Source organism: Actinocatenispora thailandica, assembly GCF_016865425.1.
Classification (GTDB): domain Bacteria; phylum Actinomycetota; class Actinomycetes; order Mycobacteriales; family Micromonosporaceae; genus Actinocatenispora; species Actinocatenispora thailandica.
Genome location: NZ_AP023355.1, coordinates 1,841,108 through 1,858,676, shown reverse-complemented (window position 1 = coordinate 1,858,676; position 17,569 = coordinate 1,841,108). Strand labels below are relative to the sequence as shown.

The following is a 17,569-nucleotide window of genomic DNA, read 5'->3' as shown; positions in this document are numbered from 1 at the left end:
TAGGCTTCGGCGGTGAACGATCCGAACGACATCGTGCTGCGCCCGGTCGCCCGCGTCCTCGGTGGGCGCCCCGAGATGTACGAGGACCACTGGTACGACGTGCGGGCCGTCATCCGGCTGGACGACCGGTTCGAGCCCTCGGCGGTGCAGGGGCTGGCCGACTTCTCGCACCTGGAGGTGGTGTTCCAGTTCGACCGGCTGGACGAGGCGGACGCGCAGACGCAGCCGCGGCCCCCGCGCAAGAGCCCGGACGGCCCGCTGCTGGGCGTCTTCGCGCACCGCGGCCCGTTCCGGCCCAACCGCCTCGGCGTCTCGGTGTGCCGGCTGCTCGCGGTGGACGGGCGCGATCTGCAGGTGGCCGACCTCGACGCCCTGGACGGCACCCCGGTGCTGGACATCAAGCCGTACCACGTCGAGTTCGGCCCCACCGACCCGGTCCGCCAGCCGGCCTGGGCGACCACCTTGATGGCCGAGTACTACCGGGCCTGAGGCCACCGGCGGGCCCGAGGTCACCGGTCGGGCCGTGCGGCGCCGGCCGAGGGCGAACACCCTGGCACCGCCCGGCGCCGGGCGAGGACGAACAGCCCGGCGCGGCCCGGTTGCGCCCGTACCGGCGCGGGCTGTTCCCCGGCGATGACACGTCGCGGGCAGGGGGGACAATCCGGCGATGCCGAACACCGATCCCGTGCCGGCCCGCGCGCCGGAGGCCGGCGACTGGCTGGCGGACGTGCGCCGCTCCTACGACACGGTCGCGGTCAGCTACGCCGAGTTCGTGCGCGATGCGCTGGGCGGCGAACCCCACCTTCGTACCGCGCTGGCGTCGTTCGCCGAGCTGGTGCGGGCCGCGGGCGGCGGTCCGGTGGCGGACGTCGGCTGCGGACCGGGCCACCTGACCAGCCACCTGCGCGGGCTGGGGCTCGACGCGTTCGGCGTGGATCTGTCCCCCGGGATGATCGACGTCGCCCGCCGGGCCCACCCCGGGCTGCGGTTCGATGTGGGCTCGATGACCGACCTCGATCTGGGTGCCGCCTCGGTGACGGGGCTGCTCGCCTGGTGGTCGCTGATCCACGTCCCGGACGAGGAGATCCCGACCGTCCTCGGCGAGTTCCGCCGGGTGTTGCGACCGGACGGGGCGCTGCTGCTCGGCTTCCACGTGGGCGACGGGTCCCGGCTGAAGACGCAGGGCTACGGCGGGCATCCGATGCAGGTCCACGTCCACCGCCGGCGACCGGCCCGGGTGTCGTCGTGGCTGCGCGACGCCGGGTTCGTCGTCGAGGCCGAGCTGCTGCTCGCACCGGGGTCGCCGGCCCCCGGCGCGGTCCTGTTCGCCCGCCGTCCCTGACCCACGGCAACAGCGTGCCCACCCGTACGCGGGGCCACGATGCGGTGGCTTCGGGGTCGCGCCGAAGCCGGGGTGAGTGAGCAGCAGGACGTTGACACCCGCAACCCGGCGACGATCACGCGCGTCCGGCGGCGGCGCGCCCCCGTACCCTGTGCGGGTGCCCCGGAGCGCCCCCACGACCACAACTGCCGAGCGGATCATCGAGCGCATGGCCCCCGGCCTGCCCGCGATGCTCGATCGGATGACCGACCGCCGGATGGTCGAACTGCCGATGTACTCCTCGGGCGCGGCCGGCGACCGTGCCGAGGTGCGGAAGCTCGTCGAGGCCAACGTCCAGGAGGTCTTCGACCGGCTGACCGGGCGGCGCGCCGACCTGACCGCGGCCGAACACAGCGGCCGGCTCCGCGCCCAGCAGGGGCTGGCACTGGCCGATCTGCTCACCTCGTTCCGGCTGGGCTACGACGAGGTGTGGGAAGCGATGATCGTGGCCGCCCGGCTCCCGCCGGCCATCCCCGCCGACGACGTGGTCGACCTGTCGCACCTGATGTTCCGGCTGCACAACCGGGTCGGCGACGCGCTCATCCACGCCTACCGGGAGGAGGCACAGCACATCCTGCTCAGCCGGGAACGCGAACGCGCCGCGCTGGTCAACGTGCTGCTGTCCGACACCACCGGGGTGGGCACCGTGGTCGACATCGCCGGCATGCTGCGGCTGCCGATGGACGGGACGTTCGTGGTCGTGGCTGCCGCGACCCACCTCGGCCAGGACCCGCTGCCCCGGATCGACTCGTATCTGTCCGCGGTGGACGTGCCCTCGGTCTGGCACCTGCGCCAGGACGCGCTGGTCGGCCTGCTGTCGCTCGGCCACGCGGCGCGCAACGCCACCGCACTGGATGTGCTCGCCCGGCACGCCAGCGGTCCGGTCGGGGTCAGCCCGGTGTTCGAACTGCTGCGCCGCGCCCCCTGGGCGCTCGGCCTCGCCGAACTCGTGCTCCGGCGGCACGGTGGTACCGATCCGGTCGAACAGTTCCGGGACACCCCGATGAACGTCCTGGTCGCCTCCGCTCCGGGCGCCGCGCAGGACGCGGCCCGCACCGTGCTCGGCGGCCTGCTCGACCTGCCGGCAGAACGCCGGGACATGCTGCTGGGCACGCTGATCGCCTGGGTCGAGGCCGGCGGCTCGGCGCCCGCCACCGGCAGATCGCTGCGCTGCCACCAGAACACGGTCCGGCACCGGCTGCGGCGGATCGAGCTGATCACCGGTCGCAGCCTCACCCACCCCGGCGAGTGCGCCGAGATCGTGGCCGCCTGCCACGCCTGGACCCAGCTGCCGCGCCAGACCGCGAGCTGAGCCGGCGGCACCTCGTCCGGCCGCCGGTCAGGTCACCAGGCCGGCCCGGAACGCCTGCGCCACCGCGTGCGCGCGATCGCGCGCGCCGAGCTTGCGGTACAGCCGGCGGGCGTGCGTCTTCACGGTGTCCTCGGCGATGTGCAGGTCGCGGCCGATCTCGGCGTTGGTGCGCCCGTGGCTCATCCCGCGCAGTACCGCCAGCTCCCGGTCGGTCAGCGCGCAGCCGGGCCCGGCCGGCGCGGTGCCGTCCGGGCGTACCGATCGAAGCCCGTGTGCCAACGCCACCGCCAGCCGTACCCCGTGCCGGCCGCCGCCGACCACGCCGCGGGCCCCGGCCGCGAGGACGGCGGCGACCAGCTGCGGGCTGTCCGCCCCGACCACCACCACCGCGGTACGCGGGCTGCGGTGCAGGATGTGCCGAACCAGCGGTACGCAGCCGGGCCGGACGGTGGCGCAGTCGACGAGCACCGCGTCGGTGGGGTGCTCGGTCAGCCGGTCCAGCACCCCTTCGCCGGAAGCCACCGGGTACACGGTGTGCCGCCAGCGGATGCCGGCGAACATCTCCCGCACCGCCGGGGTGTCCCGGACGCAGACGACCACCGAGCGTGCCCCTCCGGACCCGCGCCGAGGTGGTCGGGGGCCGCGCGGTGCCGGCACCGGTACCCCGGTCGGCCGGGTTCCGGTCCCCGGCCGACCGCCGGCCGGGAGCCCCACCGGGCCGCGGCCGGGCCACCGGCGACCGGCATCGACCGTACCGTCGGCCGTTGCTCCGACGGACCCGCCCCGAACACCTGTCACGGTCACCTCCGGCCTCGACCCGCGCGCCACCTCGTACAGACTGACGACAGCGCGCGCTTCGGGTCGTTGGTGGCCAGGACACCGTTTCCGGCCTGCCGTTGTCGCCCACCACACCCGGCCGCCGGGCCCGCGGGGCTCGTCTCACCCGGCGACGATCTCCGCGATCAGCTGCGGAACGGTGCGCGGTTCGCGACCGAGCAGGGTCGCCAGCCGTGGGTCGGTGCCGGCGAAGAAGCCACGCTCGGCGGCCTGGTACATGCCGAGCGAGAAGCGCGCCATCGCTTCCTGCTGGCCGGCAGCGACCTGGGCGGCGACCCACTCGTCCTCGTCCACCACCTCGAACCCGATCGGCCGGCCGGCCCGCGCCGCGACCATGTCGGCGATCTGCTCGAAGGTCGGCGCGGCCGAGGCGGTGAGCGTGACCGGGCCGTCGTCCGCACCGTGCGTGGCGAGGAGCGCGGCCGCGGCCTCGGCGAGATCCTCCCGGCCGGTCCAGGACACCGGGCCGTCGGCGGGTACCGAGACCACGCCGGTCTCCCGCCAGGGCCCCAGCAACCATTGCAGGCTGTGCGCGTAGAAGCCGTTGCGCAGCGAGGTCCAGGCGACGCCGGATTCGGCGAGCAGTTGCTCGGTCGCCGCGTGGTCGCGCCCCGGCCCGAACGGGGTGTCCGGGGCCGCGCCCTGGTGGCTGGTGTACAGGATGCGACCGACCCCCGCCCTCACCGCGGCGTCGATGGCGTTCCGGTGCAGGCCGACCGCGTCGGCGGTCGGGTCGTTGGAGGAGACCAGCAGAAGCTGGTCGGCGCCCTCGAACGCGGCCGGCAGCGAGCCCGGATCGCGGTAGTCGCCGGTCCGCACGTCGACACCGCGGGCGGCGAACCGCGCCGCCTTGCCGGGGTCGCGGGCCACCACCGCGATCTCGTCGGCCGGTCGCATCTGCAGCAGCTGGTCGACCGTCGCGCCGCCGAGTGCGCCGGTCGCCCCGGTGATCACGATCATGGACATCAACCTCCGTTATCGATGGAATCACATCCACCGTATCAACGGAAACAGCGCGATAGCAAACCTCCGTTATCGTTGGTTACGTGAGCGAGGTGAACGGCAGCCGCGGCCGGACGCGGTCGAAGATCGTTGCGGTCGCGGCGCGGCTGCTCCAGCAGGAGGGCCCGGCGGCGGTCACCACCCGCGGCGTCGCGGACGCGGCCGGCATCCAGGCACCGACGATCTACCGCCTGTTCGGCGACAAGGACGGCCTGCTCGACGCGGTGGCCGAACACGTGATGGCCGAGTACGTCGCCACCAAAACCGCCACCGTGCGCGCCGCGTCGGCGGCCGACGTCGACCCGGTCGAGGAGCTGCGCGCCGGATGGCGCCAGCAGATCGCCTTCGGCGTCGCCAACCCGACCCTGTTCCGCCTGCTGAGCGACCCGGAGCGGGTGCTGCTCTCGCCGGCGGCACAGTCCGGCAAGCGGGTCCTGGAGACCCGGGTACACCGGATCGCGGCGACCGGCCGGCTACGGATCGGCGAGCGGCGTGCGGTCGACCTGATCCAGGCCGCCGGAACCGGCGTCATCCAGACGTTGCTCGCCACCGCCCCCGGCGACCGCGATCCCGGCCTCGCCGACAGCATGTTCGACGCGGTCCTCCGGCAGATCCTGACCGACGGCCCGGCCCGTACCGACGATCCGACCATGGCGGCGGTCGTCGCCTTCCGCGCCGTCGCGCCGGAACTGGACGTCCTGAGCGGCGCCGAGCGCGACCTGCTCACCGAGTGGCTGGACCGGGCGATCGAGGCCCCCGGCGCCGCGGGCTGAGACGGCCGCCGGTGCCGCCCGGGCGGCCGGGACGGTCAGCGCGGCGTGGGCGGGCCGGCCGGTGCCCGCCACCCCTGCCGCGCCCGGCAGCGCGCCGCGAACGCACGCACCGGTTCGCCCCAGGCGGCGGGATGCGACCATACGAAGGTGTGCGCGCCCGGCATCGACGCCAACTCGCCGTCGGTCGCCGCGGCGGCGAGCGTGCGTACCCAGCCGGCGTCGCTGATCCGATCGTCGTCCCCGTACAGCACCAGCACCGGCACCCGCAGCCGGCGTACCGGCTGCTCGATGTCGTCGGCCAGGCAGCATCGCGCCAGCCGCAGCAGCCGGCGGGGCCCGGCCCGACGCCACTCCGCCAGGTGCGAGGCGGTGAGTCCGCCCGGCTCGCGGACACCGTCTCGACGCCACCGCAACGCCAGCCCCACCAGCCCGCGAACGGCCGGGTCGACGGTCGGCGAGGCCAGCGCGACGCCGACCACCCCGGGCGCCCCGACCGCCGCGTGCGCGGCGATCTGGGTACCGGCGGAGTGACCGCCCAGCACGAATCCCGCCTCGCCGGTCTGGTCGGCGAGCCAGGCCCGGACCGAGTCGGCGTACTCCGCGATCCCCAGCGGGTACGGCGGCTCACCGCTGCCGGCCAGGCCCGGCAGGTCGACCAGGTGCGCCCGGGTCCAGCGACCCAGCGTCGCCAGTGCCGGCAGCAGGTACGCCGAGACGCCGAGTCCCTGCACGATCGCGACCTCCGGGACGCCGGGCCGCGGCCGGCCCACCGCCCGGCTGCGCATCCGGCCGTACGGTCCGTGGAACTGGCTGGTGACGCCCGTTACCGGCGCCGCACGTCGGTTCATCACCGGTAGCTACCCGCTCGGCGCGCCGTCACACCTGGCGCCGTTTCACCACCGGCACCGCGGGTATCGGATGAAGGGGCGGATCGGGGCGCCGGTACGCCAGCCACGAAGCGGAGGTGGACGACGCAGTGCGAGCAGGCCAGCGGGCCCAGGTCGCGCCCGAACGGGCGGTGGCGGCCTTCGACTCGGCCTCGGCGTTCCTGCGGGCCACCGCGCGCGCCCTGCGCGGGGAGGACTTCGTACGGCTGGGCCAGGGGCGGTTGGCCGGCGCCGGCGCGCGGCTGACCGCGCTGCTGCCGGAGCGGGTCAGCAGGCCGGTCTACACCGCGTCGGGCGCCAGCGAGGGCGTCCCGGCCGACCGCCTCGGCGGCGTCGACACCGAGGCGATCGCCGAGTGGGCGGTGCGGCACTATCCGGGAACGGGCTACCCGGTCGCGTTCCTCGGTTCGTCCAACGGGGCGCTCACCCACCTGTGTGCCGCGCTCGGAGCACCGTGGCTGCCACAGACGACGCTGGTACCGGTTCGCTGGCGGGACAACGATCCGGACCGCCCGACCGGGCCCGCGAGTTCGGCGCGCGGGTGGCCCCGCCGCTGTTGGAACGCAATCCGGACGTGGCACTGCACCACATGCACGACGCGAACCAGGACCGCCTGATGATCGCCAGGATGGCGTACTTCCGGCTCAAGTGGCTGCGGCTGCCGCTGGCGTACCGGCGGTTCCTCACCGAACGCCTGGCACCCGGGGCCCCGATCGTACTCGTCGAGGACGGCTCGGCCTGGCCGGTCGGGCGGGTCGCCGAGCGGCACGTGTTCCAGACCGGTGCCCGCGGCGGCCTCGGCCCGGAGGACTACCTGCACGGGTCGTCGCGGATGGCGCGGTTCCAGCAAGAGCAGGGCTCGTCGCGGCCGGCGCCGGTGGCGCCGCCGGCCGACGAGTGGGCGGCCGAGGCCGAGTGGGGGTTCGCGCCGGAACTGCGCGACGACCTCGCGTCGTTCGCCGCCCGGCACGCACGCCCGCTGTACCGGCTGCGGCTGGACGAGCCGGAGGCGTTGAGCCCGGTGGTGGCCGAGCTGGAGCGCCGCCGGCGCGGCACCGACCGGCTGCTGGTCGAGTCGTTCATCATGCTGGATCCGGTGCAGGCAGGGCGAACCGGCTCCGCCCCGTTCTGGACGGTGTTCGCGGTGGAGCACTCGGCCGCCGCGTTGGAGCGCTACCTCGACGCGACCGAGCCGTACCGGGACATCGACGTGCTGCTGTTCAACCACGGGGTGCGATCCGCTGGCATGGCCGGTGTCGACCGTTGGTCGGCGCTGGCCCGCCGGGCTCGGCACCGTGGCCGGCTGCTGGCCGTCGATCCGGACCGCTTCCCGGCCGACTTCGCGAGCCTTGCCCGGTTCGTTCCGCTGTTGCGGCGCGAACCGGCCGGGCGGCAACCGCACGCGGGGATCACCCTGACCGACATCGCCGACGAGGCAGCGCGATGGCCCGGTGTGCGGCTGACCCCCAACGACGGCCGGTGACGCGGTTCGCGCCAGGGCCGGGCCGGCGAGCGGCGCGGCGAACCATCTACTGTGGACGTTCGCGGACCACCTGCGCCGGGCTCTTGTCGCGGCGCAGGCCGAGAAACCGCGGATGGCGGAGCAACCCGTCGCTGGTCCACTCGGTGAATCCCGCCTGCGCCACCAGCTCCGGCCGTACCCAGTGCACGCCGCGGCCCCGGGGCGGCGTGGCGAACGGTGCCGAGTCGGTTTCCAGCGCGCCCAGCCGGTCCCGCAACCGGCGCAGGGTGGCCCGGTCGTAGCCGGTGCCCACCTTGCCCGCGTACCGCAGCTTGCCGCGCTCGTAGTAGCCGACCAGCAGGGCACCGAACCCGGTACGGGAGCCGGCCGGGTCGGTGAAGCCACCGATGACGAACTCCTGCTCGTCGACGCACTTGAACTTCAGCCAGTCGCGGCTGCGGCCCGGATGGTAGGGCGCGTTCGCGCGCTTGGCGATCAGCCCCTCCCATCCGGCTCGGCAGGCGTGCGCCAGGTACTGCTCGCCCCGCGCGTTGCGATGCGCGGTGTACCGCAACGGATCGGCGAACCGGATCGCCCTGCGCAGCACCGCCTTGCGCTGCCGCAGCGGTACCCGGGTCAGGTCGTACCCGTCGGCGTACAGCACGTCGAACAGGTAGTAGCGGATCGCGACGCCGGTCGCGCGCGACCGGTCCGGATCGGCGATCTGCATCCGCTGCTGCAGCCGGGCGAAGCTGGTCTGGTTGCCCTCGAAGGCGACCACCTCGCCGTCGACGATCAGGTCCGGCGTCCCACCGGACAGCGCCTCGGCCAGTTCCGGGTAGCCGGTCACCGGCCGGTCGTTGCGCGAGGTCAGGCGTACCCGGCCGTGCTCGCGGACGGCGAGCACCCGCTCCCCGTCCAGCTTGCGTTCGAACAGCCAGTCCGGATCGGAGAAGTACCGGTCGGTCAGCGTGGCCAGCATCGCCTGCGGGACCCGCGGCCGGCGCGCCGGCCGCAGCTCGTTCCGCGACGAGTCCGGCAGCGCGTCGAGCAGTCCCGCCATCGCCGATGTCACCTCCGAGCGCCTGGTGTCCGCTGCCGGGTACCCAGTCGGTGGACACCCACACGCTCCGCCGCCACGCCGCGCCTCGACAGCGGGATGGGTAAGTAGTAACTTACGCATCATGCGGACGTCGACGCTCGACCCATGGCAGGCGCTGGCCGACCCGACCCGGCGCCGGGTGTTCGGCCGGATCGCCGACGGGCCGTGCTCGGTGACCGAGATCGCCCGCGACCTGCCGGTCAGCCGGCCGGCGGTCTCCCAGCACCTGCGCGTCCTGCTGGACGCGCGGCTGGTCGACGTGCACCCGCAGGGGCGGATGCGGGTCTACGAGATCCGGTCCGACGGCCTGGCCCAGCTGCGCCACGAACTCGACTCCTACTGGCGGGCCGCGCTGAGCAGGTTCAAGGACCTGGCCGAGCGCAGCTACCAGCCGCCCGCCGCGGCAACAGAGAGGACCCCGACACGATGAGCACGACGCGCGACGACCGGACCGCACTGCAGGTCGACATCGTCGTCGACGTTCCGGTCGAGCACGCCTTCCGCGTCTTCACCGAACGGTTCGACGAGATCAAACCCCGGGAACACAACCTGCTCCCGGTACCGATCGAGCGGACGGTGCTGGAAGCCGAGGTGGGCGGCACCGCCTACGACGTCGGCATCGACGGCAGCCGGTGCACCTGGGCTCGGGTGCTCGCCTGCGAACCGCCGCACCGGCTGCTTCTCAGCTGGGACATCGGGCCGCGGTGGCAGATCGAGACGGACCCCGCTCGCACCAGCGAGATCGAGATCCGGTTCATCCCGGAGGCGCCCGAGCGCACCCGGGTGGTGCTCGAACACCGGCATCTCGACCGGCACGGCGAGGGCTGGGAGGGCTTCACCACGCTGGACTCCGGCTCGGGCTGGCCGCTGTACCTCGAACGGTACCGGGCGGCGACCCGGCGGCATCCCGGCTGAGCCCGGCGCGGGCACCGTCCACGAGGAACCAGGAAGCAGATCGTCAGGGGGGACAGATGGGTACCGAACGCGGCAGCATCCGGCACCGCGACCGCGCGGCGGCACTGCGCGCCGCGGTCGCCGGCGACACCGGAGTCACCGCCCCGCCGCTTCGCGTGGCCGTGGCGGCACGAGCCTCGGGCGGGCCATCCGTCGCGGAGCCGTACGACACGCTCACCCGGCGGATCGCGGACGCCTCGGACCGGGTGACCGACGCCGAGGTCGACGCGGTCCGTGACGCGACCGGAAGCGACAAGGCGGCGTTCGAGATCGTCCTGGCGGCCTGCGTCGGGGCGGGGCTGGCGCGCTGGGACGCCGCCGTCCGCACGATCGAGGAGGCGACCGATGCGCCTGCCTGAGGTCGAACGCGGCGACAGCCTGCGCAACCGGGCGCTGATTCGGGTGATCTCGTTGGCGCTGGGCGCGCGACTGCCCGATGCCGCCCGGGTTGCCTTCTACCACAAGGGATTCGTCGGGTCGGCCCTGGGCGCCTGGGCCCAGCAGGCGATGCGCGGGCCGAGCGAGTGGTCGGTGTTCGAGCGGGAGCTGATGGGTGCGATGGTGGCGAGCTGGAACTCGTCCCCGTTCTGCGTCGGGGCCCACCGCGCCATCGCGACGCGCGGCATCGACGGCGCGACCGCCGACGCCTGCCTTTCCGACTATCACCGCGCGCCGATCCCGGGCCCGCTGCGCGCGACGCTCGCCCTGCTGGAGACGATGACGCTGCGCCCCGGCGAGCTGCACGCCGCCGAGGCCCGGGCGGCGATCGAAGCGGGCGTGAGCCGGCAGCAGCTGATCGACGCCGCGGCGGTGGCGACGCTGTTCAACATCATCACCCGGTACGCCAACGCGCTGGACTTCGTGATCCCGACCGACGCGGAGTTCGACAAGGCGGCCGGGATGATGCTCAAACGCGGCTACGCCTGACCCGAGAGCCGGGTTGGTGCCTCGCCGGCCGGCACCGGTGCCGGCCGGCGAGGTGGTCTCCGCCTCGCGCTCGCCGGGTGGCCGGACGGCACGGGCGGGTGGCGCCCAGCTCGGGCTGCACGACCCGGTTGCGATACGTCGTAGCTGATCAATACACTGTATCGACATGAGACGTCGTATCGCCGTGGTCGGCGCCGGGCCCGCCGGCCTCACCTTCGCCCGCGTGCTGCACCGCCACGAGCACCCCGTCGCCATCGTCGAACGTGACCCCGCCCCGACGCCCGCCCTCCCGGCGGCACGCTCGACCTGCACGAACAGCTGGGCCAGCGGGCGCTGGACAAGGCGGGGCTGCTGGCGGAGTTCGAGGCACTGTCCCGCCCGGAGGGGCAGGCCATGCGCATCCTGTCCCCCGACGGGACCGTGCTGCGCGACTGGAAGCCCCGCCCGGACGACCGGGCCAATCCCGAGATCGACCGCGGGCACCTGCGTGACCTGCTGCGCGGACCACTCGATGTGCAGTGGGGCCGCGGCGTCACGCAGGTGGTGCCGGCAGGCCGCGGCGCACTGGTCCACTTCGCGGACGGGCGGCAGGAAGGCTTCGACCTCGTCGTCGGCGCGGACGGTGCCTGGTCCCGGACCCGCCCCGCGGTGTCCCCGGTGACGCCGCGCTACACCGGGATCACCTCGGTGGAGACCACCCTGGACGACGTCGACGCCCGCCATCCGGACCTCGCCCAGCTGATCGGCGACGGCTCGGTGGCCGTGTACGGGGAGAACCGATCCGTTGTCGCCCAGCGCAACAGCGACGGCCGGGCCACCGTGCACGCCCAGTTCCGCGCACCGCTGAACTGGCACGCCCACCTGGACCTGACCGACCCGGAAGCGGTGCGGTCGAGCCTGCTGACGCGGTTCGACGGCTGGGCCACCCCCATCCTCGACCTCCTGCACCGGGGCAGCAGCTTCGTCCATCGCCCGCTGCACGTCCTGCCGGCGTCCCACACCTGGACCCACGTGCCCGGAGTGACGTTGCTGGGCGACGCCGCCCACCTGATGCCCCCGCTGGGGGCCGGCGCGAACCTCGCGATGCTGGAAGGCGCCGAACTCGCGGAGGTGATCGTCGCCGACCCGGCCGATCTGGACGAGGCCGTCGGTACCTTCGAGGAACGGATGTGGGCCCGGGCCGGCCGGTGGGCGACGATCACGACGGCCGGCCTGGAACGCCTGGTGAGCCCGAACCCGGCCGACGCCGTCGCGCTCTTCGACGACGTCCAGCCGGGCTGAGCCCCCGGACCGGCCCCGCCATCCCGCGCAGCGCGATCCCCGACCTCGGCCGCCGGGCGGGGCCGAACTGCGCGACGGCCGCGGACTCCCGGCCGCGGGCGAAACGTCGGAGGTGGCTCTGCGGCGGGCCAAACGTCGGGTGCGCCGCGGCGACCGGCGAAACGCCGGTGCGGCGCGGCGACCGGCTGGCTATGGTCCGGAAGTGGCCCACACCTATCCCCCGCTGAACGTCCGGATCCGCACCCCGCGGCTGACCCTGGCCGGCGCGTCCGACGAACTGCTGGAACGCCTGGTGCCGCTGGTAAGGGCCGGCATCGCCGACGCGGAGCCGTGGCCGTTCGACGACCCGATCTCCTTCTACGAAGACAGCCCGGAACGCGAATGGCAGTGGCTGCGCAGCATCTGGCGCGGTCGCGGCCACGTGAGCCCGGACCGGTGGCGGCTGTACTTCGCGGTGCTCGTCGACGGCGAACCGGTGGGCATGCAGGACCTCACCGGCCAGGACTTCGCGCGGTTCGGCACGGTGACCAGCTTCTCGTGGCTGGCTCCCGGCCGCCGCGGGCAGGGCCTCGGCACGGAGATGCGGGCGGCGATCCTGCACCTCGCCTTCGCCGGGCTGGGGGCGCGCGAGGCCGGCAGCGACGCCTTCGTCGACAACGAGGCCTCCAACCGCGTCTCCCGCGGCCTGGGCTACGAACCCAACGGTACGGACTGGGACACCCGTCGCGGCGAGCCAGCACTGATCCAGCGGTGGCGGCTCACCCGGGAGGCGTGGGCACGGGAGCGTCGCGGCGACATCGAGCTGATCGGCGTCCAGCAGTGCCGGGCCGTGCTGGGAATCGGCTAGTGCGGGGACCGCACAGGTTCACCGGGTGGCGGGCGCACGCCCCGCGACGCCGCAGCCTGACCGACCGCGAACCGCAGCCCCGGAGTGCCGGGAAGTGACGAGAAGGATCGCGGCAGAAGGACGCTCAGGAGGCGAGCGGCTCGATCTCCCCCGCGAAGACGATGACCTGGTCGATGAGGCTCCGGCGCAGATGGACGACGTCCGTTCCCACCAGGCGGGGACCACCGTCCGGTGTGGTGAAGACCCACTGGTACCGGGCCCACTCGCCGGGCATGTCCACCGCCGAGGAGCGCACCATCCTGCCGACCCCCGCCGGATGGCGCCGAATGTCCTGCACGAACCGCTCGACCACCGCGAACCCTTCGCTGCGACCCAACGGCCCCCAGAAGACCACGTCCGAGGTCAGGGCCTGGGAGAGCAGCGAGGTCGCAGAGCTGTCGTCCGAGGCGTTGAACGCGGAGATGAAGGTGTCGATCGCGCAGCGTGCCGTCTCTTCCTGCATGCCCCAGTAATACCAGCCATGGCGCGTCCCACTCGTGCCGCGAGCCGCCTACCGGTCACGGTGGGCCATCCCGGTCACAGCGCCCGCGCACCCGGGGGCGGGCCGGCGCGCCACAGCATGGCGGGCCGGCCCGCGGTGCGTCGCCGGGCGACGCTACTTCGGCAGTTCGACCACGCCGGTGGCGGTGACCTCCGCGGCGAGGTCCCGCAGCTTGACGTTGCGCTCCTGCGAGGCGCGGCTCAGCAGCGCGAACGCGGCGTCGGCGCCGAGCTTGTACCGCTCCATCACGATGCCCTTGGCCTGCCCGATGAGGTCCCGTGACTGCAACGCCACGGTCATGTTGGCGATCCGGCGGGCAGCACCCAACACCACCGCGATCTCGGCGGCGACCGCGGCCGCGGCGCTTCGGGTGACGGTGCCGAACTCGCCCGGCCGATGGCAGTAGACGTTCAGGGCCCCGTGGCCGTGCTCGACCGGCAACCGGAGGGACAGGATGGCGTGCACCCCGCTCAACACCGCCCTCGGAGCGAACTCCGGCCAGTCGGCCGAACCATCCAGATCGGTGCAGGTCACCGGCCCGTCCGCGGTCATGGCGTCGAAGAACGGCCCCTCGTTCAGCATGTACTGCAGGCCGTCCAGCCGGCGGGCCCGCGGATCGGACACCGCGAGCGTCCACGGCCCCACGTCGTCGATCGCCGTGATGCTGACGCAGTCGGCGGCCGGGATACCGTCCGCCGCGGGCGTCACGGCCGCGGGCAGCAGCGAATGATCAGGAACGATACGAAGGATGTCAACAGACCGGGCCGCGCCGGCCGACGATGATGTCCTGGTATCGACAACGAAGTCCCCCCAGACAGAACGGGCGTTCGTCAGGTGCACCGGATCGGCCCGCGCCACGCGCGACCCGACGCACGGCGAAGGCGGACTCGGCTGCCGCCATGGTAGACCGGGCCGGGCCGGTCCGCCTCTGCTGAACCGCAGAACAGCCCTCGGGACGACGTCCGGACCGCGCTCGGCCGGGCCCGCCGCCGATCACCGGCACCGCGACGGGGCACCGCTCGCCGGGGCGGAATCGGCGCCGTCCCGGCGTACCCGGTCGGGCTCACCGCGCCGGGCGATCGGCCGGACAGCGACGGCGGGAGTCGGGGAGGCGCCGGGTCCGGGCCTGCCGGTCGAGCAGTTCCAGCAGCGGCACCGCGACCCGGCGGGTGGTGCCGAGGGCCTGCCGAGCCGCGCTGAGAGTGAACGGCTGGGGCAGGCCGGTCAGCACCGCGACGGCCGCGTCCGGGGCGTCCGGGGCGACGACGACACCGCTGGCCAGTTCGACCAGAAGACCCGCGCGGACCGCGGCGGCCAGTTCACGCGGACCGAGGTCCAGCCCGGCCAGTTCAGCGGCGGTCGGCGCCGCCCACGGCCGCGGCATCCGGGCGAGCAGGGTGGCCACCGCCGCCTCGACCGGACCCGGAGCCGCGGTGCCGGCGTCCGGCGGGGTGAGTCGGCCGCCGGTGACCCGCAGCCGCCCGTCGGCGAGCGCGAGGACCAAGGCCGGGCTGGGTAGCCGCAGGGTACGGCGGGCGGCGGCGACCGGCAGCCCGGCCGACAGCGGGTCGTCGCGCGCGTGCCGCGCCACCTGGTCGACGAGTTCGTCGCCGAGCCGGCGCCACAGGGCCGGATCGGCAAGCCAGCCGCCGGCCAAGGCGGCCCGGTGGCCGGCGGCCGACTCGGCCGGTACCCCGATGGCGGCCAGGTCGGCGACCCGGGCGAGACCGCGGCGGCGCAGTTCGCCGGCCAGATCGGGCCGGTCGGTCATGGCGGCCAGCTCCGCGGCCCGGTCGGCCGCCCGGCGCGGCCGTTCCACGACCGTCGGATCGCCCGGGCGCGGCCGACCGAGCGGCGGTGGCGCGGGGTCGAGGACCGACGCACCCGCCACGATCCGGTGCCGCCCCGGCTCGCGCAGGATCAGCCGGTCGCCGATGCGCAGCGGCAACGGTTCCGGGAGCAGGATCCGGGCGGTGTCGGCGCCGAGCCGGCGCACCCGTACCGGTAGTGCCACCGCGCCGACGTGCAGGTGCAGCTGCCGGGGCAGCGGGTCGACGAAGCGACTCAGCCGCACGTCAACGGCGGTACCGACCCGCCACCGGCCGGGCGAGAGCAGTACGGCGCCGCGCGGCACGTCACCGGCATCGACGCCGCGCAGGTTGAGCGCCACCCGGGCCACCCCGCTCGCGGCACCGACCGGTTCGTCGAGGCAGTGCAGCCCGCGTACCGTCACCGGCCGGTCCTGCGGGGACAGCAGCAACCCGTCGCCGACCCGCACGGTACCGGCCGGCAGCGTGCCGGTGACCACGGTGCCGGCGCCGCGGATCGTGAACGACCGGTCGATCCACAGCCGCACGTCCGCATCCGGCTCGGGTACCGGCAACCGCCGCACGAGCGCGTCCAGCGCGGCGCGCAGCTCGTCGAGCCCGGCACCGGTGGTGCCGGACACCGGCACCGCGGGCAGCTGGGACAGCGGGGTGCCGGCCAGCCGTTCGCGGGCGGCGGCCGTCGCCGCGGCCGGGTCCGCGCGGTCGCAGCGGGTGATCGCGAGCACGCCGTGCCGGACGCCGAGCGCGGCCAGCGCGTCGAGATGTTCCGTCGACTGCGGCATCCAGCCCTCGTCGGCCGCGACGACGAACAGCACCGCCGGTACCGGGCCGACGCCGGCCAGCATGTTGCTCACGAACCGGGCGTGACCAGGCACGTCGACGAACGCGACGGTCGCCCCGGACGCCAGCGTGGTCCACACGTACCCCAGGTCGATGGTGAGCCCGCGGCGGTGCTCCTCGGCCCACCGGTCGGGATCGCGGCCGGTCAGCGCCCGCAGCAGGGTGGACTTGCCGTGATCGACGTGCCCGGCGGTGGCGATCACCTGCACCGGGCCACCGCCAGGACCGCGTCGGCGAGGAGCCGGTCGTCGGCCGGGTCGACGGCGAGCACGTCCAGCAGGCAGCCGTCGTCGGCGACGCGGCCCAGCACCGCGGGATCACCGCCCCGCAGCAGTTCCCCGTACCGGGTGGGTAGCCGCACGGCGCCGCTGACCAGCCGCACGCCGGGTGCGCTGCCGCCGCCGACGACCCCGTCGCTGCGCTCCGCGGCGGCCTCGATTCCGCTGGCGCGCAGCAGGTGTGCGAGCGCGGTTGCCCGGCGCATCCGGTCGGCCGGGTCGGCGTCGAGCGCCGCGGCGACCGGCGGCGCGGGACCGCGCAGGGTCGCCTCCAGCGCGGCCAGCGTCATCTTGTCGGCCCGCAACGCGCGGTACAGGGGGTGCCGGCGCAGCCGGTCCAGCGTTGCCGCGTTGCCCAGCAGTACCCCGGCCTGCGGGCCGCCGAGCAGCTTGTCCGCCGAGAAGCAGACCACGTCCGCGCCCTCGCGCAGGGCGGTCGTCGCGTCGGGTTCGTCCGGCAGCAGAGGGTGCGGTACCAGCAGGCCGGAGCCGAGGTCGGCCAGCACCGGCACGCCGAGCCCGGCCAGCTCCCCGATGCCCGCCTCGGCGGTGAAGCCGCTGATGGTGAAGTTGGACCGGTGCAGCTTGACGATCAGGCCGGCATCCGGGCCGACCGCGGCCCGGTAGTCCTCGGCGCTCGTCCAGTTGGTGGTGCCGACCTCGTGCAGCCGCGCGCCGGTGCTGGCGAGCAGGTCGGGCAGCCGGAACCCGTCCCCGATCTGCACCAGCTCGCCGCGGCTGAGCACGATCTCCCGGCCCGCGGCGAGCGCGGTGGCGGCCAGCACGACGGCCGCCGCGTTGTTGTTGACCACCAGCGCCGCCTGCGCCACCGGGACCGCGGCACGCAGCGCGGCGAGCGTCCCGGCGCCGCGCACGCCGCGCCGGCCGGTGCGCAGGTCCAGTTCCAGGTCGCCGGTCCCGCAGCTGGCGGCGACCGCGGCACGGGCCGCCGCCGACAGCGGCGCCCGACCCAGGTTGGTGTGCAGCAGCACCCCGGTGGCGTTGACGACCGGCCGGCCGGTCGCGGCCCGCGGCGGCAGCGCGTCGAGCACCGCGGCCGGTACCGACTCCGGCGCGATCGCACCGTCCCGGCAGCGCTGCTGCATCTCGGTCACGGTCGCCTTGACCAGGTCGCGGCCGAGGTCGGCGACGCGCCGCGCGATCGCCGGGTCGGCGAGCAGGACGTCGGTACGCGGCACCCGGCGGCGCGTCCCGGCCGCGTTCGGGGCGGCGACGGTGGTCGTGGGTGCACCGGCTGCCCTGTCGCCGTGCGTCGTCGTCGGCTCCGGCGCCGTCGGGTCGCGGTGCGCGGTCAT

Annotated in this window: 20 protein-coding genes and 1 pseudogene; 13 read left to right on the top strand and 8 right to left on the bottom strand. The window is 74.6% G+C overall.

Annotated elements, in window-relative coordinates:
- Positions 1–12 precede the first annotated feature (12 nt).
- The 3 genes from Athai_RS08145 to Athai_RS08135 all read left to right on the top strand — a co-directional run bounded on the left by Athai_RS08145 (position 13) and on the right by Athai_RS08135 (position 2,693).
- Positions 13–489, top strand: coding sequence for an SAM-dependent methyltransferase (locus tag Athai_RS08145; RefSeq protein WP_239156806.1), 477 nt, complete (start codon positions 13–15; stop codon positions 487–489).
- 178 nt (positions 490–667) lie between these two features.
- Positions 668–1,342, top strand: coding sequence for a class I SAM-dependent DNA methyltransferase (locus Athai_RS08140; RefSeq protein ID WP_203960916.1), 675 nt, complete (start codon positions 668–670; stop codon positions 1,340–1,342).
- A gap of 208 nt (positions 1,343–1,550) precedes the next feature.
- A complete protein-coding gene (locus Athai_RS08135; RefSeq protein WP_203960915.1) occupies positions 1,551–2,693 on the top strand; it encodes a PucR family transcriptional regulator in 1,143 nt (380 codons plus the stop codon).
- A 27-nt stretch (positions 2,694–2,720) separates the two neighbouring features.
- Here Athai_RS08135 and Athai_RS08130 read toward each other — a convergent pair whose 3' ends face one another.
- Both Athai_RS08130 and Athai_RS08125 read right to left on the bottom strand, forming a co-directional pair.
- Complete coding sequence (locus tag Athai_RS08130; RefSeq protein ID WP_203965396.1) at positions 2,721–3,254, bottom strand: helix-turn-helix transcriptional regulator; 534 nt, start codon at positions 3,252–3,254, stop codon at positions 2,721–2,723.
- A gap of 378 nt (positions 3,255–3,632) precedes the next feature.
- Positions 3,633–4,496 (bottom strand): NAD(P)H-binding protein, encoded by an 864-nt coding sequence (locus Athai_RS08125; protein WP_239156804.1) that lies wholly within the window; start codon positions 4,494–4,496, stop codon positions 3,633–3,635.
- Positions 4,497–4,576: 80 nt separating this feature from the next.
- On the opposite strand from Athai_RS08125, the gene Athai_RS08120 reads away from it, so the two are divergent.
- Positions 4,577–5,305 (top strand): TetR/AcrR family transcriptional regulator, encoded by a 729-nt coding sequence (locus Athai_RS08120; protein WP_203960914.1) that lies wholly within the window; start codon positions 4,577–4,579, stop codon positions 5,303–5,305.
- A gap of 35 nt (positions 5,306–5,340) precedes the next feature.
- Here Athai_RS08120 and Athai_RS08115 read toward each other — a convergent pair whose 3' ends face one another.
- Positions 5,341–6,153 carry an alpha/beta fold hydrolase gene (locus Athai_RS08115; RefSeq protein WP_203960913.1) on the bottom strand — a complete coding sequence of 271 codons (813 nt, stop codon included), beginning with the start codon at positions 6,151–6,153 and terminating at the stop codon, positions 5,341–5,343.
- Positions 6,154–6,269: 116 nt separating this feature from the next.
- Between Athai_RS08115 and Athai_RS08110 the strand changes: the two genes are divergently transcribed.
- Both Athai_RS08110 and Athai_RS08105 read left to right on the top strand, forming a co-directional pair.
- Positions 6,270–6,809, top strand: coding sequence for a hypothetical protein (locus tag Athai_RS08110; RefSeq protein WP_203960912.1), 540 nt, complete (start codon positions 6,270–6,272; stop codon positions 6,807–6,809).
- A complete protein-coding gene (locus tag Athai_RS08105; protein WP_203960911.1) occupies positions 6,809–7,675 on the top strand; it encodes a hypothetical protein in 867 nt (288 codons plus the stop codon). Before Athai_RS08110 ends, Athai_RS08105 begins: the two co-directional genes overlap by 1 nt.
- A 46-nt stretch (positions 7,676–7,721) precedes the next feature.
- On the opposite strand, the gene ligD is transcribed toward Athai_RS08105, so the two are convergent.
- On the bottom strand, positions 7,722–8,717 hold the full coding sequence (gene ligD / locus Athai_RS08100) for a non-homologous end-joining DNA ligase (RefSeq protein WP_239156803.1): 996 nt from the start codon (positions 8,715–8,717) through the stop codon (positions 7,722–7,724).
- A gap of 121 nt (positions 8,718–8,838) precedes the next feature.
- Between ligD and Athai_RS08095 the strand changes: the two genes are divergently transcribed.
- The 7 genes and pseudogenes from Athai_RS08095 to Athai_RS08070 all read left to right on the top strand — a co-directional run bounded on the left by Athai_RS08095 (position 8,839) and on the right by Athai_RS08070 (position 12,765).
- Entirely contained in the window at positions 8,839–9,186 is a 348-nt protein-coding gene (locus Athai_RS08095) for an ArsR/SmtB family transcription factor (RefSeq protein ID WP_203960910.1), read from the top strand.
- On the top strand, positions 9,183–9,671 hold the full coding sequence (locus Athai_RS08090) for an SRPBCC family protein (RefSeq protein WP_203960909.1): 489 nt from the start codon (positions 9,183–9,185) through the stop codon (positions 9,669–9,671). Before Athai_RS08095 ends, Athai_RS08090 begins: the two co-directional genes overlap by 4 nt.
- A gap of 56 nt (positions 9,672–9,727) precedes the next feature.
- A complete protein-coding gene (locus Athai_RS08085; RefSeq protein ID WP_203960908.1) occupies positions 9,728–10,069 on the top strand; it encodes a hypothetical protein in 342 nt (113 codons plus the stop codon).
- Complete coding sequence (locus Athai_RS08080) at positions 10,056–10,637, top strand: carboxymuconolactone decarboxylase family protein (RefSeq protein WP_203960907.1); 582 nt, start codon at positions 10,056–10,058, stop codon at positions 10,635–10,637. Before Athai_RS08085 ends, Athai_RS08080 begins: the two co-directional genes overlap by 14 nt.
- 166 nt (positions 10,638–10,803) lie before the next feature.
- Positions 10,804–10,875, top strand: a pseudogene (locus tag Athai_RS34020) (hypothetical protein); the annotation flags it as partial.
- Between the two features lie 155 nt (positions 10,876–11,030).
- Positions 11,031–11,918 (top strand): FAD-dependent oxidoreductase, encoded by an 888-nt coding sequence (locus Athai_RS08075; RefSeq protein ID WP_239156802.1) that lies wholly within the window; start codon positions 11,031–11,033, stop codon positions 11,916–11,918.
- A gap of 202 nt (positions 11,919–12,120) precedes the next feature.
- A complete protein-coding gene (locus Athai_RS08070; RefSeq protein WP_239156801.1) occupies positions 12,121–12,765 on the top strand; it encodes a GNAT family N-acetyltransferase in 645 nt (214 codons plus the stop codon).
- A 124-nt stretch (positions 12,766–12,889) separates the two neighbouring features.
- Here the strand turns inward: Athai_RS08070 and Athai_RS08065 are convergent, their stop codons facing one another.
- The 4 genes from Athai_RS08065 to selA all read right to left on the bottom strand — a co-directional run bounded on the left by Athai_RS08065 (position 12,890) and on the right by selA (position 17,569).
- The gene (locus Athai_RS08065) at positions 12,890–13,267 is read right to left on the bottom strand and encodes a nuclear transport factor 2 family protein (RefSeq protein ID WP_203960906.1); all 378 of its coding nucleotides are present in this window, start codon (positions 13,265–13,267) and stop codon (positions 12,890–12,892) included.
- 153 nt (positions 13,268–13,420) lie between these two features.
- Positions 13,421–14,014: a GAF and ANTAR domain-containing protein gene (locus Athai_RS08060; protein ID WP_203960905.1), complete on the bottom strand. Its 594-nt coding sequence runs from the start codon at positions 14,012–14,014 to the stop codon at positions 13,421–13,423.
- 355 nt (positions 14,015–14,369) lie between these two features.
- Positions 14,370–16,184 carry a selenocysteine-specific translation elongation factor gene (gene selB / locus Athai_RS08055; RefSeq protein ID WP_203960904.1) on the bottom strand — a complete coding sequence of 605 codons (1,815 nt, stop codon included), beginning with the start codon at positions 16,182–16,184 and terminating at the stop codon, positions 14,370–14,372.
- Positions 16,175–17,569, bottom strand: coding sequence for an L-seryl-tRNA(Sec) selenium transferase (gene selA / locus Athai_RS08050; protein ID WP_203960903.1), 1,395 nt, complete (start codon positions 17,567–17,569; stop codon positions 16,175–16,177). Before selA ends, selB begins: the two co-directional genes overlap by 10 nt.